The following is a 14,480-nucleotide window of genomic DNA, read 5'->3' on the forward strand; positions in this document are numbered from 1 at the left end:
CAGGTTGCATGACATGGCCCCTGTCGTTCAAACGAAATCTGTTCATGCCTCGCATGAGGGCTTTTCATTGTCCGCGGATGAAATCCGTTCATGACGTACATGAGAAATCAGCGTTTGCGAGGGGAGGTCGTTGTGCGTCAGTCTGCGCTCACCGTCGTTCCCCTTGATCATTCACCGGACAACCATGAAAACTTTCCCCTCGTTCCAGACCCACTTGCAGGCCCTCGAGGAAAAGGGCCTTGTCGTTCACGTACACCGCGAAATCAACAAGGACACCGAACTCCATCCGCTCGTGCGCTGGCAATTGCGCGGCGGCATTCCCGAGTCGGATCGAAAGGCGTTCGTGTTTCATAACGTCGTCGACAGTAAAGGACGCCGCTACGAGTTGCCCGTCGTGGTCGGCGCATTGTCGATCAATCGCGAGGTCTACTCGATCGGCATGGGCGTGCCCGTCGATCAGATCGGCAAGAAGTGGCAGCAGGCGAAGGGCAATCCGATCGCGCCCGTTCTCGTGAACGAAGCGCCGTGCCAGGAAGTGTGTTTTATCGGCGATGAACTCGATGTCGACGGTCAAGGTCTCGAACATCTGCCGATTCCCATTTCGACGCCGGGCTTCGACAACGCGCCGTACACGACCTGCTCGCAGTACGTTTCCGTCGATCCGGAAAACGGCATTCAGAACATGGGCACGTATCGCGGGCAGATCAAGGGTAAGCGCCGCGTCGGTTGCAATCCGTCGATCGAAATGGGGCAAGGCATCTATCAGCATTGGCTCAAGTACAAGGCGATGGGCAAGCCAATGCCGGCCGCGCTCGTAATTGGCGGCCATCCGGCCGTGTCGTTCTGCTCGGTCCAGAAGCTGCCAATCGACGTGGACGAACTCGGCGTGGCCGGCGCGATTCTCGGCGAACCGCTGCGCGTGGTGAAGTGCAGGACGAACGATCTGCTCGTGCCCGCCGACGCTGAAATCGTGATCGAAGGATTCGTTCCGACGGACACACTGGAACCGGAAGGGCCTTTCGGTGAATCGCACGGTCACGTGAATTTGCAGGAATTCAATCCGTACATGAACGTCACGGCGATTACGCGACGCAAGAACGCGCATCTCGTGTCGATCATCAGCCAGGTGACGCCGAGCGAAAGTTCGCTCGTCAAGAAAGTCGCGTTTGAACCGCTGTTTCTCGACCATCTGAAGAATTCGCTGCGTATCGCAAGCGTCGAAAAGGTCGTGATGCACGAGCCGCTGACCAATCTGCGCAAGCTCGTGATCGTGGTGTTCAGCGAGAAGGCAACCGAAACCGAAATATGGCGCGCGCTGATGGGCGCGGCGTCGCTGCAACCGGCGGTTGGCAAGCTGGTCGTTGCCGTGAGCAACGACATCAACCCCGAAAACAGCGATGCGATCTTCTGGTCGATGAGCTACCGGATGAACGCAATCAAGGACGTGCAGATCCTGCACGGCCGCGATACGGGACACGGACCGCGCACGTCGGGCGCGCAACGCGGCGACGATGCGGTTGACGGCGTGATCCTGATGAACGCAACACGCAAGGAAAAGCTGCCGCCGCTTTCGCTGCCGACGCGCGAGTACATGGAAAACGCGAAGGCGATCTGGGAAGAACTCGGGCTGCCGCCACTGCGTCCGGAATGGCCGTGGTACGGCGTCTCGATGGGCGACTGGGACGAGCGCAACGAAGCGATGGCGCAGCGCGCCGTGAAGAGCGAGTACTTCGAAACGGGCGAGGAGCAGACGCGTCAACGCGTCGGGCCTGAGTGGATCAATAAGGATTCCGACTGGTTCTTCGCCGAAAAGAAAGACATCTAACGCGCCGCGGATAGCGGCCACCATATCAATAGAACGACATCGATGGAGGAGATATGCACGACAAAGGAGAAGCACTTCCGGCTGTACGAATGAGTATTATGTTGACGCGCTCGCTCGCGGCATTCACGTTGCTTGGGCTGTCGAGCGGCGCGGCGCATGCGCAAAGCAGCGTCACGTTATACGGTTCGCTCGACGGCGGCTTGCGCAATCTCGTGAACGGCACGAAGGCGGGCGGCGCGGCGTTGACGATGGCGTCGAACGGCGTCTACAACTCCAACCGCTGGGGCCTGGAGGGCAAGGAAGATCTGGGCGGCGGCTACTATGCGCGCTTCAATCTGGAAGCAGGCTTCGTGCTGTCGACCGGCGCGAATAACAACACCAACAACCAGATCTTCCAGCGGACGTCGACGGTCGGAATAGGCGGGCCATTCGGGCAGGTCGATATTGGGCGGCAATTCACGCTCCAGCATTTTCTGATCAAGGACTTTGAGCCGTTCGACTTTCATTACCTCGGCATTACGGAATCGACGGCGGTGTCGGGCGGCAACACCGGACGCGACGATAACGACATCAACTATCGCGGCATTTTCGGGCCGTGGGTGGTTCGCGGCGAATATGCGCTGGGCGGCGTGCCGGGCAGCGCAGCACACGGCTCGACGCTCGCCGGCGGCCTGAACTATCGGGGCAAGACGATCAAGCTGGGCGCGGGCTATACGCACAAGTCCAATCCGTTGGCGGCGACGTCGAGCGAATACTTCAGCAATGACCAGTACACGGCAGGCGGCACGGTGAGCGTGGGCCCTGTCGATGTGATGGCCGGTTACTCGCTCGATTTGCAGGACACGCCCGCTTCGGCGCGCAGCATGACACGCAATCAGTACTTGTGGGGCGGTTTGCGTTATCAGGCGACGCCGTTCTTTAGCGTGACTGCCGCGTATTACGACAACAAGAACAAGACCGGCGGCGTGGACGGCAGGAAAGACGTGGCGATTCTCGGCATCGACTATCTGCTCTCGAAGCGCACGGAGCTTTATGCGGACATCGACTATACGCATTTCACCGGCGTTTATGTCACTAATGCAACGTTGAACGCGTCGGGTCACGCGAAACAGACGGGCATCTCGTTCGGTATGAATCACTGGTTCTAGCCGTACCGTCTACTGCAACTTAACTCACGCAAAAAAACCGGTCGGAAGCCTTTAGGCTCCAACCGGTTTTTTTACGCTTGAGCAATCAGTGTTCAGTGATCGTCGAGCGACCCTTGCGCATTGAAGTGTGCGCGAATCGTCTTCGTGTGATGCAGAAATGCCGGCGTTGCCATCACCTCAAGGGAACGCGGACGCGGCAGATCGATATCGTAGATCGCGGCAATCGAGCCCGGCCGTTCCGACATCACCAGCACGCGGTCCGACAGGAATACCGCTTCAGGAATGCTGTGCGTGATGAGCAGCACGGTTTTCTTCGATTCGAGCCAGATGCGCTGCAATTCCATGTTCATGCTCTCGCGCGTCATTGCGTCGAGTGCGCCGAAAGGTTCGTCCATCAGCAGAACGGACGGCTCGTGCAAGAGCGCGCGGCAGATCGACACGCGCTGCTGCATGCCGCCGGAAAGTTGCCACGGATACTTTTGCTCGAAGCCTTCGAGACCGGCCATGCTGATTAGCTGCATTGCCTTCTCGCGTGCTTCGCGCCTCGGCATGCGGCGCATTTCCGCCTGCAACAGAATGTTGTCGAGCACATTCCGCCAAGCGAGCAGCACGGCGCTCTGGAACACGATGCCCACGTTCTTTTGCGGGCCGCGAATCGGCTCGCCGGACAAGGTCATCGTTCCGGACGAGATCGCTTCGAGTCCGGCGACCATCTTCAGCAAGGTGCTTTTGCCGCATCCGGACGGCCCCACGATCGAAACGAACTCCTGTTCGCGGATGTCGAAGTCGAGCGGTTTCAGCGCTTCCATCATGCCTTGCGCGCTGCGATAACTCTTGGTCACGCCGCGCAGTTCTATCAGCGATCTGGCGGGCGCGGGCGCGGAAAAAGACCGGTGATGCTTGTCGTCGAGCTTGAGTACGGTGGTCATAGCGGGGCGGGTTTCGGGTGAACGGAAAGTAACGACGCGGCGGCGCTAGTGCGGCTCATGGAACGAATGCGCCGGTGTAGTACTTCGCGGGCACGTTCGCCGACGGATCGAGCTTGCTGTACTGCACGATCGCGGCCACGGAGTCGTCGATGTTCTTCGCGCTGACGTGGAAGATCGGCGCCTTCTCGGTTTCGGGCGTGCGGTAGAACGGGATCGTCGCCTGCAGCGTGCGGATCATCGTGTCGCGCGAACCGGCGGCGGGCAGCGTCTTGAGTAGCGCATCGACCGCGGCGGCCGGGTCTTTCTCGCTGTCGTTCACGGACTTCGCCGTCGCGTGCATGAAGCGTTTGAGCAGATCGGCATGGTCCTTGATCATGTCGTCGCGCGCGATGATGCTAAGCGTCGCCACGTTCACGTTGTAGTCGGCAAACAGGATCGCGCGCGCAGGCTTCTTCGTGGCCTGCTCGACGGAGATCAGCGGGATCGTCGCGAAGCCGACCAGCAGATCGGCCTGACCCGTAATGACCGCATTGATCGTGGTCTGCGGATTGCCGGTGATCGTCTTGAAGTCGGAGTCCTTCAGGCCGACCTTGTTCATGAACATCGTCCATAGCTGCGACGACGCGTCGCCTGGCGCAACCGCGACCGTTTTTCCCTTGATGTCCTGCGGCGTTTTGATGTTCTTGTCCGCGAGCCCGACCACGGAGGTCGGATTTTCCTGCATCAGCACGCCGATCGCTTTGACGGGTGCGCCCATTGCGGCGACCTTGACCATCGTGCTGAAATCCGCGTAGCCAATGTCCACGTTGTGCGTCGCGACGGCCTGCACGGTCGGGCCCGAGCCGTGTCCTTCCATCAGCTTGAGATCGATGCCTTCGGCGTCGTAGTAGCCCTTCACCTTGCCGAGATAAAACGGTGCGACCGCGCCGTTGACCGTGTAGTTGAGCATCAATGTCAGCGAGTCTTTCGCGTAAGCGGCGTGGCTCGTGCAGCAGACCGCTGCAAACGCGAGCGCGGCTGCCATGCGCGTCGGCTTTCGTGATTTCATGGTGTCTCCTTCCTGTGGCCCCATCTGAAATGGGTGACGTCTGCTTCTTGATGTGGGGTAGTCAAAGCGAACGCGGTGGAACCGCGCGAACGCCGCGAGCGCGTTAAGCGCGTCCAAGCAGCCGCGAGCGATGCGACGCATGCCACGGAATCGCGATGCGCTCCAGCATGTCGATGGCGACGAACAGCAGAGCGCCGATCACCGACAGCACGACCAGCGCCGAGAAGATCAGCGGCTGGTCGAAGTTGCCGTTTGCACGTTGCAGCACGAAGCCGAGTCCCGAATTCGCGCCGACGAATTCGCCGACCACCGCGCCGACGACAGCGAGCGTGATCGACACCTTCATGCTTGCGAAGATCGACGGAAGCGCGTGCGGCAGGCTGATCTTGAAGAACGTTTTCACCGGCGAACTGCCCATCGACTTCGCCAGATCGGTCAGATCCTTCTCGACCGATTTGAAACCCATCACCGTCGATACGACGACCGGAAAGAAGCCGAGCAGGAAGGCAACGAGTATGCGCGGAAAGAGTCCGAAGCCGAACCAGACCACAAAAAGCGGCGCAATCGCCACCTTCGGAATGCTCTGCGAAAACACGACGAGCGGGTACAGGTAGCTCTCGATCAGCGGCGACGCGGCGACCAGCATCGCGATCGGCACGCCGATCAGCACCGAAAGCGCGAAGCCGCCGAGCGTCGCGTAGAGCGTCGGCAGCGACTCTTCCAGCAGCATCGACCATTGCGCAGCGATCTGATGGAGGATCGCTTCGGGCGTCGGCACCAGATACGGCGGAATCTTAAAGATGCGTATCACGAGATCCCACGCAAGCACGATGACGACAATAAGCAGCAGCGGACGGACCCACTGCGAACTCAGGACTTTCCTGGTGAAGTTCACGGCATTCGACCTTTATGGTTGAGAAGCGGAAGAGCGGGAAGAACTGGAAGAGACCGCGCGCGGACATGCGCCGGCATGCTCTGGCAGCAAGATTGACCGCCAGCCATGCGCCGGGCAAACGCTAATTGTTCATGCCGCATATGAGAGAAATTCATCCGCTGCGTGCGGCGGCGCGATGCGCAATAACGAAACGCGCATCGTCGTCGATGCGATGGAACGTCCGTTCGCAAGCGATGAATTGTTTTCATGCTTTACATGAAAGATCGTCGTTTGCCGGTCCAACGGCGAGCCCGCAATATCCGGCTGAGGGCTCGATGACCCGAACTCGAACGCATCCGATAGCCAGTGGAGCATGCAATGAATCAACCGATCAGTCCCGATGTCGTGTCGTCGCACGTTACCGTGCGTGACGGCACGCAAATCGGCTACACCCTCTACGGCGCAAAAGACAACACGGTGCGCGTGGTGCTCGTGCATTCGCTCGCGATGGACCGTGACTTCTGGGCGCCTGTCGTCGAGCGGCTGTTGCCGCGCGCTGCTGTGCTCGCCATCGATGCGCGCGGTCACGGCGCGTCCGGCAAGCCGGCCGGTCCGTACACGGTGTCGCTGTTTGCGCAGGACGTGTACGACGTGCTGCGCGCGACGGACTTTCGCAATGTGCTGATCGCGGGCGCGTCGATGGGCGGCTGCGTCGCGCTGCAATTCGCGGCCACATGTCCTGATGCGATCGGCGCCGGCTTGATCGACACGACCGCGTGGTACGGCGAGACGGCGCCGCAGGATTGGGACGCGCGCGCCCAGAAGGCCGAGACCGGCGGCCTTGCGCCGCTGGTCGAGTTTCAGACCACGCGCTGGTTCAGCGACGCGTTTCGCGCCGCGCATCCGCAAGTGGTGCAACGTTGCGTGGACACCTTTCTGCGCAACGACGTTGCCGCATTCGCCGCAACCGGCCGCATGCTTGGTTCGTTCGACGGCCGCGCGCTGATGGCGAAGGTGAGGGTGCCGACGTGCGTGATCGTCGGTGAAGAGGACTATGCGGCGACGCCCTCAATGGCGCGCGCGTTGCACGCGGGCATCGCCGGATCGACCTTCACCGAGATCCCGAAGGCGCGTCATCTGACGCCGCTGGAAACGCCCGACATCGTCGCGCGCGAACTGCACGCGCTGCTCGATCGCGCAGGCTGCGCCCGCTAGATGCACAAGAAACCTGCAACGAATACGCGCAACAAGGAGTGCCTGGATGATTCCGTTTGAGCTCGCGAAGCCACGGTCGCTGAAGGAAGCGATTGCGCTGCTGGACCCGGAAGACCCGGATATTCGCCCGGTGGGCGGCGGCACCGCGGTGATGTTGATGATGAAGGCCGGCGTGCTGCGGCCGACGCGGCTCGTCAGTTTGCGCGATATCGAGCCGCACTATGCGCAGGTTCGCCTGGACGACAACGGCGAGTTGCGTATCGGCGGATTGACGCGGCTCGCGACGCTCGAGCATTCGCCGGTCGTGAAGGAGGGATGGCCGCTCATCGCCCGCACGTTGCGCACGCTGTCGAATGTGCGAGTGCGCAATGTGGCGACCATCGGCGGCAACCTCGGTCACGCCGATCCTCATATGGATATGCCGCCGGTGCTAAGCGCGCTCGGCGCACGCGTGACGATCACGGGTCCGCACGGCGAACGCACGGTGCCCGTCGAGCAATTGTGCACGGGCTATTACGAAACCGTGCTCGCTCGCGATGAACTCATCTCCGAAGTGATCGTGCCGCCGCAAGCCGGCCGGCCCGCTGCGTACATGAAGGTCACGACCCGCGCGGCGCATGACTGGCCTGCGCTCGGCGTGGCTGTCGTGCTCGATATAGAGGGGCCGCGCATCGGCCGCGCGAGCGTGATCGTCGGCGCGGCGACGGACCGGCCGACACGGCTCACGCACGCCGAAGCGCTGCTTCGCGGCGCGGCGCCCGACGACGCGATTCTGCGTGAAGCGGGCGAAGCGGCTGCGGCGCAACTGGATATCGTCGGCGATCCTCATGGGTCCGCGAGTTACAAGAAGCAACTGCTGAAGGTCTATCTGGGCCGCGCGGTGCGCACGGCGCTGGCCGCCGCGGGCGGACGCGCCGCTCAATTCGGGGATCATGCGTGATGAAGATCGACAAGACGCTGGAAGAACAGCCAGCACAAAAGCAGGTGGGCCGCGCATTGAACCGGCTCGAAGCGCGCTCGAAAGTGACGGGCCGCGCGGAGTACATTCATAACCTCGTGCTGCCGCGCATGCTGTACGGCAAGATTTTTCGCAGCACGATGGCGCACGCAAAGATTGTCGGCATCGACACGAGCGCCGCGCGTGAAATGGAGGGCGTATTCGCCGTCTACACCGGCGAAGATATTCGCAAGGTGATTCCCGAGCCTTACTATGGCCCGGCGTTTCACGACCAGCCGATTCTCGCGCTGGATAAAGTGCGCTACATCGGCGAGCCGGTTGCCGTCGTGCTCGCGGCCGATCCGCATATCGCCGAAGAGGCAACGCATCTGATCATGGCCGAATACGAGGAATTGCCGGCCGTGTTCAACGAAGTCGAGGCCGCGCAATCGGATGTACTCGTGCACGACTTCCTGCGCCCAGCGGGTACGTTCCCGGACCTGAAGCATCTTGCCGGACGCAAAGGCACCAATGTCGCGCTCGATTTCCAGTTGCGGCGCGGCGACGTGGAGGCGGCCTTCGCAAGCGCCGCGCATGTATTCGATGACACGTTCACCACGCAGCAGGTGATGCACACGCCGCTCGAGCCGATGGTCTCGCTTGCCGAGCCGGATATGGGCACGGGAATGCTGACGGTGCATACGGCGTCGCAGAGCCCGTCGTTCGTGCGCATCGAAATCGCGCGTCTGCTGGGGTGGGACGAGAACCGCGTGCGCGTGAAGTCGGCGCTGCTCGGCGGCGGCTTCGGCGCGAAGCTGTATATCAAGCTCGAAGCACTCGTCGTCGCGCTGGCGCTGCTGTCGCGGCGCAACGTGAAAATCTCGCTGACAATGGAAGAGCAGTTCTTCACGATCACCAAGCACGCCACCACGTTCCGCATGAAAACGGCGGTGAACGAAGAAGGCCGCATTACCGCGCGCAAATGCGAGGTCTGGTGGAACGGCGGCGCGTATGCCGATATCGGGCCGCGCGTCACGCAGAAGTCGGGCTTTACCGCTTCGGGTCCGTACGACATCGAGAACGTGTGGATCGATTCGTATCAGGTCTATACGAATCTGCCGCCTGCGGGCGCCTTTCGCGGCTTCGGCATTCCGCAGATGGTGTGGGCTTACGAGAGCCATGCCGATATGATTTCGCGCGCGCTTCGTATCGATCCGCTCGAATTCCGCCGCCGCAATATCCTGCGCGAAGGGCGTCCCCATGCAACCGGCACGCCGATGCACGACGCGGCGATCGGTCTCGTGCTCGAACGCGTCGCGCAGCGAATGAACTGGACGGCGCCGTTCGAGCACGGCACAGGCACGCTGCGGCGCGGCCGCGGAATCGGCGTCGGTTTCAAGGCGCTGGTGGCGCCCACCACGTCGATGGCGATGGTGAGCCTCGCGGGCGACGGCAGTTGCACGGTTTATTCGAGCACGGTCGATATGGGCCAGGCGTCGGAAACCGCGATTGCGCTGATGGCCGGTGAAGTGCTCGGCATTCCCGCCGAACGCATCCGCGTGATGCGGCCCGATACGGACGTGACGCCCTACGACATGGCGACGCTCGGCTCGCGCTCGACATTCCACATGGGACACGCGGTGCGTCTCGCCGCTGAAGACGTGAACCGCAAACTCGCCGAACTCGCCGATGAACTCGGCGTGCCGGCCGCGCCCGCGAGCCGCGCGGGCGAACTGCTGCGGCGCAAGTACGGCATGCAGGCGGGCAACATCGTCGGCATAGGCAGCTTTATTCCGCCGTATAAGTCGCCGGAACACGAGACAGGGCAGTCGGAGAACATCACGCCGAACTGGATGGTGGGCGGCTGCGGCGTCGAAGTCGAAGTGGATACGGAGACGGGCCACTTCAAGCTGTTGCGCTTCGAGCATGTGGTGGATTGCGGCACGCCGATCAATCCGAAGGTGGTCGACACGCAGATCTCCGGCGCGGCCATCATGCAACTCGGCATTTCGCTGTTCGAGCGCATGGAGTTCGACGAGGTCGGGCAGCTTCGCAACGCGTCGTTCGCCGAGTACAAGATTCCGGGCATACACGATATTCCGCCGGTCATCGGGCGCGAGACTGTCGACTCGGTGCAGAGCAACGGGCCGTTCGGCGCGAAAGGCGTCGGCGAGAGTTCGACATTCGGCGTCGCGTCGGCGATTGCCGAGGCCATCGAAGACGCGGTCGGCGTGCGTCTGAAGTCGCTGCCGCTCACGCCCGAGCGTGTGTACCGTGCATTGTGCGCCGCGCGCAATGAACCGCTATCCGAGGAATAAACATGAACGCTACTTCCATCAACATTCAATTCACGCTGAACGGCGAGCGCGTGAGCGCCGACGTCGAACCGCATCACACGATTCTCGACGTGCTGCGTCAGCAGTTCGCGCTATATGGCGCCCGCGAGAGTTGCGGTCAGGGTCTTTGCGGATGCTGCACGGTGATCGTCAACGGCGAGAGCGTGTCGGGCTGTCTCTATCTCGCCGCAATGGCCGACGGCGGCGAAGTCAGCACGATCGAAAACCTGGACGCCAATGGAGAGCTCGATCCGGTGCAGCAGGCGTTCATCGAGTGCGGCGCGTTTCAATGCGGCTTTTGCACGTCAGGCTTCATACTGATGAGCCGCCAGTTGCTCGACCGCAATCCTGACCCGAGCGAAGCCGAGATCCGCAATTTCCTGTCGGGCAATCTTTGCCGTTGCGCCGCGTATCCGGAGATCATCGAGGCCGTCAAGCTCGCCGCGCAAATGCGCAAGTCGAAGGCGACCGTGGCCGTCGTGGCCGCGTAGCGCGCCTGCAAACAACGGCAAATCAACGCAGTGACGCGCGTCTGAAGAACAACAGACGGCATGGCGCGCGATAACGACATCGAGGAGAAGTCGATGCAGCACCCTCTGGAGGAAAGCTCCGGCGGCGGCACGCGCGGCAGCCTGGGCGGCGAGCCGCGGGTCGCCCTGGACGACGCGACCCATGCCGTCTGGTATCGCTCGATCAACCGCCAGCAATGGAGCGCATTGATCGCGTCCAATCTCGGCTGGTTCTTCGACGGCTACGAAACTTACGCACTGGTCCTCACCGTGGGCGGCGCGCTCGGCCAGTTGCTGCCGGCGTCGGGCCACGCGCAGATTCCGTTCTACGCGGGACTCGTGATCGCATTGACGCTGCTCGGCTGGGGCATCGGCGGATTGATCGGCGGCATCCTGACCGACTATATCGGCCGCAAACGGATGATGATGTTCGCGATTCTCGCGTATTCGCTGACCACCGGTTTGAGCGCGCTGTCGTGGGACTGGACATCGTTCGCGGCGCTGCGCTTCATCGTCGGTCTCGCGATGGGATCGGAGTGGGCGACGGGCACCGCAATGACCGCGGAAATCTGGCCGGACCGGCATCGCGGCAAAGGCGCGGGGCTCATGCAGTGCGGCCTCGGCACGGGCTTTTTCGTCGCGTCGCTGATATGGCTTTTCATGAGCGGCGCAGGCGAGCATGCATGGCGCTACATGTATCTGATCGGCGTGCTGCCCGGTCTCGCGACGCTGTGGATGCGCGCGGGCATTCCCGAGTCCGAGCAATGGCAGCGCGTGAACACGGAGCGCAAGGCGACGCTCGCGCGCAGGAAGTCGGGCGTGACGCTCGACGCGCGCGAACAGTCGCTCGCGCGCTTTACGCTCGTCGATCTGCTGGCCGATGCGAAGCTGCGCCGCCGCACGTGGATCGCCGTGCTGATGTCGCTTAGCACGACGCTCGGCTGGTGGGGCATCTCGACATGGGTGCCGCCCTACATCGGCTCGGTCGCGGCGCGTGCCGGGCTTTCGGCGGCCTCGTGGGCGAGCTTTGCCGGCATGGCCTACAACGTCGGCGCGATCAGCGGTTATATTGGCCTCGGCTTTCTCGCCGACGCCTATGGCCGCAAGCGCATCACCTGTCTATTCTTCGCGATGGCGTTCGTGCTGACGCCGGTGCTCTTCATGTGGACGCACGACGTCGGCCTGCTGCTGGCGGTCGCCTGCGTGGCGGGCTTTTTCAGCCTCGGTCAATATACGTGGATGCCCACGTGGCTGCCCGAGCTTTATCCGACGCGCGTACGCGGCACCGCTATCGCGCTGTGCTTCAATGTTCCGCGCTTTCTTGCGTGGACGGGGCCGCTCGTCGCCGGCACACTGATCACCCGCTTCGGCGGCTACGGTCATGCGGCGGTCATAGTCGGCTTCATCTATCTGGTCGGCCTCGCGCTCGCGCCGTGGCTGCCGGAAACGCGCGGCCAACCCTTACCAGAAGAGGTTTGAACCATGAATTTCATTTTCACCGACAATGCGCCGTCTCCGGGCGGCCACTATTCGCAGGCCGTGCAGGCGGGTGGCTTCACGTTCGTCTCGGGCATGCTGCCGGGTCCCGGCGTGGCCACCGACGGCCCCGACAACTTCGAGCGCCAGGTGCGCGCCACGCTCGCTCATTGCGAGCAGGTGCTGGCCGCGGCGGGCTGCGCGCTGACCGACGTCGTGCAATGCACCGCGTACATCGTCGATGTGAAGAACTGGCCGGAGTTCAACCGGCTCTACGCGGAGTATTTCGGCGCGCACAAGCCGGCGCGCGCGGTCGTGCCGGTGCCCGAGCTGCATCACGGCTTTCTCGTCGAGTTGCAGATGGTCGCGCATCGCGGCGCATAAACGCGCCGCTCAACGGAGGACACGATGGACAGCATTGACGTGAGCGTGCTGCGCAATGCCGTCGACTGGCTCGCGGCGCGCCGCCGCGTCGTACCCGTCACGGTGACGCGCACGTGGGGTTCGAGTCCGCGCCCCGTCGGCGCGATGCTCGCGATGCGCGACGACGACCTACTCCTGGTCTTGATCCGCCTCCGGCAACTGCGGCCCTGAGCTGACGATACCCCACCATTGCTGACGCAGTGCGTCGCGCAAGATTTTGCCGCGCGCGCTGCGCGGCAGCGCTGCAACCGGATAGATATTCATCGGCATCTTTTCGCGCGGCAGATGCCGCCGGCAATGCGCACGCAGCGCCTCCACGTTCGGCGCGATGTCCGGCTGCAGCACCACGAAGCAGACCGTTTCCTGTCCATACACCGGGTCGGGCACACCGAGCGCCGCGACGTCCTGCACATGAGGATGCGTACGCATCACATCCTCTATCTCCTGCGGCACGATCTTCACGCCACCACGAATGATGAGATCGTCCATGCGAGCCGCCATGCGCACGAAGCCGTCCGTGTCGCGTGCGGCGATATCCCGCGTGAAGAGCGGCGCGCCGCGAATCGGCAGCAGCGAGCCGTCTTGCTGAAGCACGCCGAGCGCGAGCTTGTCACCGTCGACGACAACCTGGCCTTCGACGCCGGCAGCGCACGGCATACCGTCGGCATCCACGATCTCGAAGCGGATATGCGCGGCCGGATAACCGACCGTTCCGAGCTTGCGATGCTCGAGCCGGTTGCCGCACATCCATCCCGCTTCCGACGACCCATACAGATTGAGGATGCGAATGCCGTAGCGCTTTTCGAAGCGCATCCATTGAACGGGCGATAGCGGCGCTGTGCTGCAGGTCATCGCGCGCAGCGACGAGAACGTTTCGGCGCTCACCTCGAGCGGTGCTTCGAGAAGCATGTTGAGCACCGTGGGCACGCCCGCGCAAACGGTAATGCGCTGATCGCGGACCCAGTCGCCGAAGCTGCTGCGCGAAAAGCGGCGCGCGACGCATAGTGTCGAACCGAGTTGCAGGAACGGAATGAAGCTCAGTATCTGCGCCGAGTACCAGTCGAACGAACGGTATTCGAGCATGCGGTCGTCGCGGCTCGAACCGAGCAGGTCGATACTGTCGAGGCCGTTGAGCCAGTACGACTGGTGATCGTAGACGACGATCTTCGGAATGCCGGTCGTGCCCGACGTGCAGCACATCGACGCAATGTCGCGATGCGTGCATACGGTTGCGCCATCGGGCAGCGGCGTGTCGTCGTGCGCGCCTGCTTCGAGCGAGATGATGTCGCCATCGCAGCCGATGTTCTCGCGGCCGGCCGAGGCCCACGAAACGAAGCGCACGACCTGCACGTTCGCTGCGGCGACGGAGGTGTCGGCGGGGTCCACGGCGTCGACGGGAAACACGATCAGCTTCGGCCTGATTGTGTCGAGCAACTGCCGTGCGATCGTTACGCCGACGAAGGGCACGTCGAGCGGACACACGATTGCACCGAGCCGCCACGCGCCGAGCCACAGCAGCAGCTTGTCGGGCGCATCGCAGTCGGCGAGCACGACGCGCGTGCCTCTCGTCACGCCACGCCGCGCGAATTGTCTGGCGATCGTCTCGACCGATTGCGCGAGTTGCTCGAAGCTCATGCTCACGCGCCGCTCGACATCGACGATGGCAGGCTTGTTGGGCGTCGCGCGCCGATGCTGTTCGAGCAGGGCCGCGACAGTGCGAAAGGGCGGATCGTTCGTGGGCGGATGCGTGCTGACCATGA

Annotated in this window: 12 protein-coding genes and 1 pseudogene; 9 read left to right on the plus strand and 4 right to left on the minus strand. The window is 62.7% G+C overall.

Annotated features, from left to right (window positions below; translation table 11 throughout):
* Positions 1-184: 184 nt before the first annotated feature.
* Together P0D87_RS17660 and P0D87_RS17665 are read left to right on the plus strand one after the other, a co-directional pair.
* Positions 185-1,825 carry a UbiD family decarboxylase gene (locus P0D87_RS17660; protein ID WP_006049817.1) on the plus strand — a complete coding sequence of 547 codons (1,641 nt, stop codon included), beginning with the start codon at positions 185-187 and terminating at the stop codon, positions 1,823-1,825.
* A gap of 89 nt (positions 1,826-1,914) precedes the next feature.
* On the plus strand, positions 1,915-2,973 hold the full coding sequence (locus P0D87_RS17665; protein WP_321175824.1) for a porin: 1,059 nt from the start codon (positions 1,915-1,917) through the stop codon (positions 2,971-2,973).
* A 92-nt stretch (positions 2,974-3,065) separates the two neighbouring features.
* Here P0D87_RS17665 and P0D87_RS17670 read toward each other — a convergent pair whose 3' ends face one another.
* From P0D87_RS17670 to P0D87_RS17680, 3 genes are all read right to left on the minus strand, one after another.
* Positions 3,066-3,902, minus strand: coding sequence for an ABC transporter ATP-binding protein (locus P0D87_RS17670; protein ID WP_006049815.1), 837 nt, complete (start codon positions 3,900-3,902; stop codon positions 3,066-3,068).
* 55 nt (positions 3,903-3,957) lie between these two features.
* Positions 3,958-4,950 (minus strand): ABC transporter substrate-binding protein, encoded by a 993-nt coding sequence (locus P0D87_RS17675; RefSeq protein WP_053860156.1) that lies wholly within the window; start codon positions 4,948-4,950, stop codon positions 3,958-3,960.
* A 103-nt stretch (positions 4,951-5,053) separates the two neighbouring features.
* Positions 5,054-5,845, minus strand: coding sequence for an ABC transporter permease (locus P0D87_RS17680; RefSeq protein ID WP_006049813.1), 792 nt, complete (start codon positions 5,843-5,845; stop codon positions 5,054-5,056).
* 357 nt (positions 5,846-6,202) lie between these two features.
* Between P0D87_RS17680 and P0D87_RS17685 the strand changes: the two genes are divergently transcribed.
* The 7 genes and pseudogenes from P0D87_RS17685 to P0D87_RS17715 all read left to right on the plus strand — a co-directional run.
* A complete protein-coding gene (locus tag P0D87_RS17685; RefSeq protein ID WP_053860157.1) occupies positions 6,203-7,039 on the plus strand; it encodes an alpha/beta fold hydrolase in 837 nt (278 codons plus the stop codon).
* 46 nt (positions 7,040-7,085) lie between these two features.
* Positions 7,086-7,979, plus strand: coding sequence for an FAD binding domain-containing protein (locus tag P0D87_RS17690; protein WP_053860158.1), 894 nt, complete (start codon positions 7,086-7,088; stop codon positions 7,977-7,979).
* Positions 7,979-10,294: a xanthine dehydrogenase family protein molybdopterin-binding subunit gene (locus P0D87_RS17695; protein WP_053860159.1), complete on the plus strand. Its 2,316-nt coding sequence runs from the start codon at positions 7,979-7,981 to the stop codon at positions 10,292-10,294. The genes P0D87_RS17690 and P0D87_RS17695 overlap by 1 nt, the downstream gene beginning before the upstream one ends.
* Positions 10,295-10,296: 2 nt before the next feature.
* Positions 10,297-10,803, plus strand: coding sequence for a (2Fe-2S)-binding protein (locus tag P0D87_RS17700; protein ID WP_053860160.1), 507 nt, complete (start codon positions 10,297-10,299; stop codon positions 10,801-10,803).
* A gap of 93 nt (positions 10,804-10,896) precedes the next feature.
* Positions 10,897-12,300 carry an MFS transporter gene (locus P0D87_RS17705; RefSeq protein WP_053860831.1) on the plus strand — a complete coding sequence of 468 codons (1,404 nt, stop codon included), beginning with the start codon at positions 10,897-10,899 and terminating at the stop codon, positions 12,298-12,300.
* A 3-nt stretch (positions 12,301-12,303) separates the two neighbouring features.
* Positions 12,304-12,681 carry a RidA family protein gene (locus P0D87_RS17710; protein WP_006049807.1) on the plus strand — a complete coding sequence of 126 codons (378 nt, stop codon included), beginning with the start codon at positions 12,304-12,306 and terminating at the stop codon, positions 12,679-12,681.
* A 24-nt stretch (positions 12,682-12,705) separates the two neighbouring features.
* Positions 12,706-12,858, plus strand: a pseudogene (locus P0D87_RS17715) (XdhC family protein); the annotation flags it as partial.
* Here the strand turns inward: P0D87_RS17715 and P0D87_RS17720 are convergent.
* Positions 12,850-14,478, minus strand: a complete 1,629-nt coding sequence (locus P0D87_RS17720; RefSeq protein WP_053860162.1) for a class I adenylate-forming enzyme family protein — start codon at positions 14,476-14,478, stop codon at positions 12,850-12,852. The pseudogene P0D87_RS17715 and the gene P0D87_RS17720 overlap by 9 nt on opposite strands.
* Between the last annotated feature and the right edge of the window lie 2 nt (positions 14,479-14,480).

The organism is Paraburkholderia sp. RL17-368-BIF-A (assembly GCF_046054045.1).
GTDB lineage: Bacteria > Pseudomonadota > Gammaproteobacteria > Burkholderiales > Burkholderiaceae > Paraburkholderia > Paraburkholderia graminis.

Bases quoted from the DNA above. Each gene is read 5' to 3' on its own strand.
- P0D87_RS17660 (WP_006049817.1), top strand. From the start codon at position 185: ATGAAAACTTTCCCCTCGTTCCAGACCCACTTGCAGGCCCTCGAGGAA.
- P0D87_RS17665 (WP_321175824.1), top strand. From the start codon at position 1,915: ATGAGTATTATGTTGACGCGCTCGCTCGCGGCATTCACGTTGCTTGGG.
- P0D87_RS17670 (WP_006049815.1), bottom strand. From the start codon at position 3,902: ATGACCACCGTACTCAAGCTCGACGACAAGCATCACCGGTCTTTTTCC.
- P0D87_RS17675 (WP_053860156.1), bottom strand. From the start codon at position 4,950: ATGAAATCACGAAAGCCGACGCGCATGGCAGCCGCGCTCGCGTTTGCA.
- P0D87_RS17685 (WP_053860157.1), top strand. From the start codon at position 6,203: ATGAATCAACCGATCAGTCCCGATGTCGTGTCGTCGCACGTTACCGTG.
- P0D87_RS17690 (WP_053860158.1), top strand. From the start codon at position 7,086: ATGATTCCGTTTGAGCTCGCGAAGCCACGGTCGCTGAAGGAAGCGATT.
- P0D87_RS17695 (WP_053860159.1), top strand. From the start codon at position 7,979: ATGAAGATCGACAAGACGCTGGAAGAACAGCCAGCACAAAAGCAGGTG.
- P0D87_RS17700 (WP_053860160.1), top strand. From the start codon at position 10,297: ATGAACGCTACTTCCATCAACATTCAATTCACGCTGAACGGCGAGCGC.
- P0D87_RS17705 (WP_053860831.1), top strand. From the start codon at position 10,897: ATGCAGCACCCTCTGGAGGAAAGCTCCGGCGGCGGCACGCGCGGCAGC.
- P0D87_RS17710 (WP_006049807.1), top strand. From the start codon at position 12,304: ATGAATTTCATTTTCACCGACAATGCGCCGTCTCCGGGCGGCCACTAT.
- P0D87_RS17720 (WP_053860162.1), bottom strand. From the start codon at position 14,478: ATGGTCAGCACGCATCCGCCCACGAACGATCCGCCCTTTCGCACTGTC.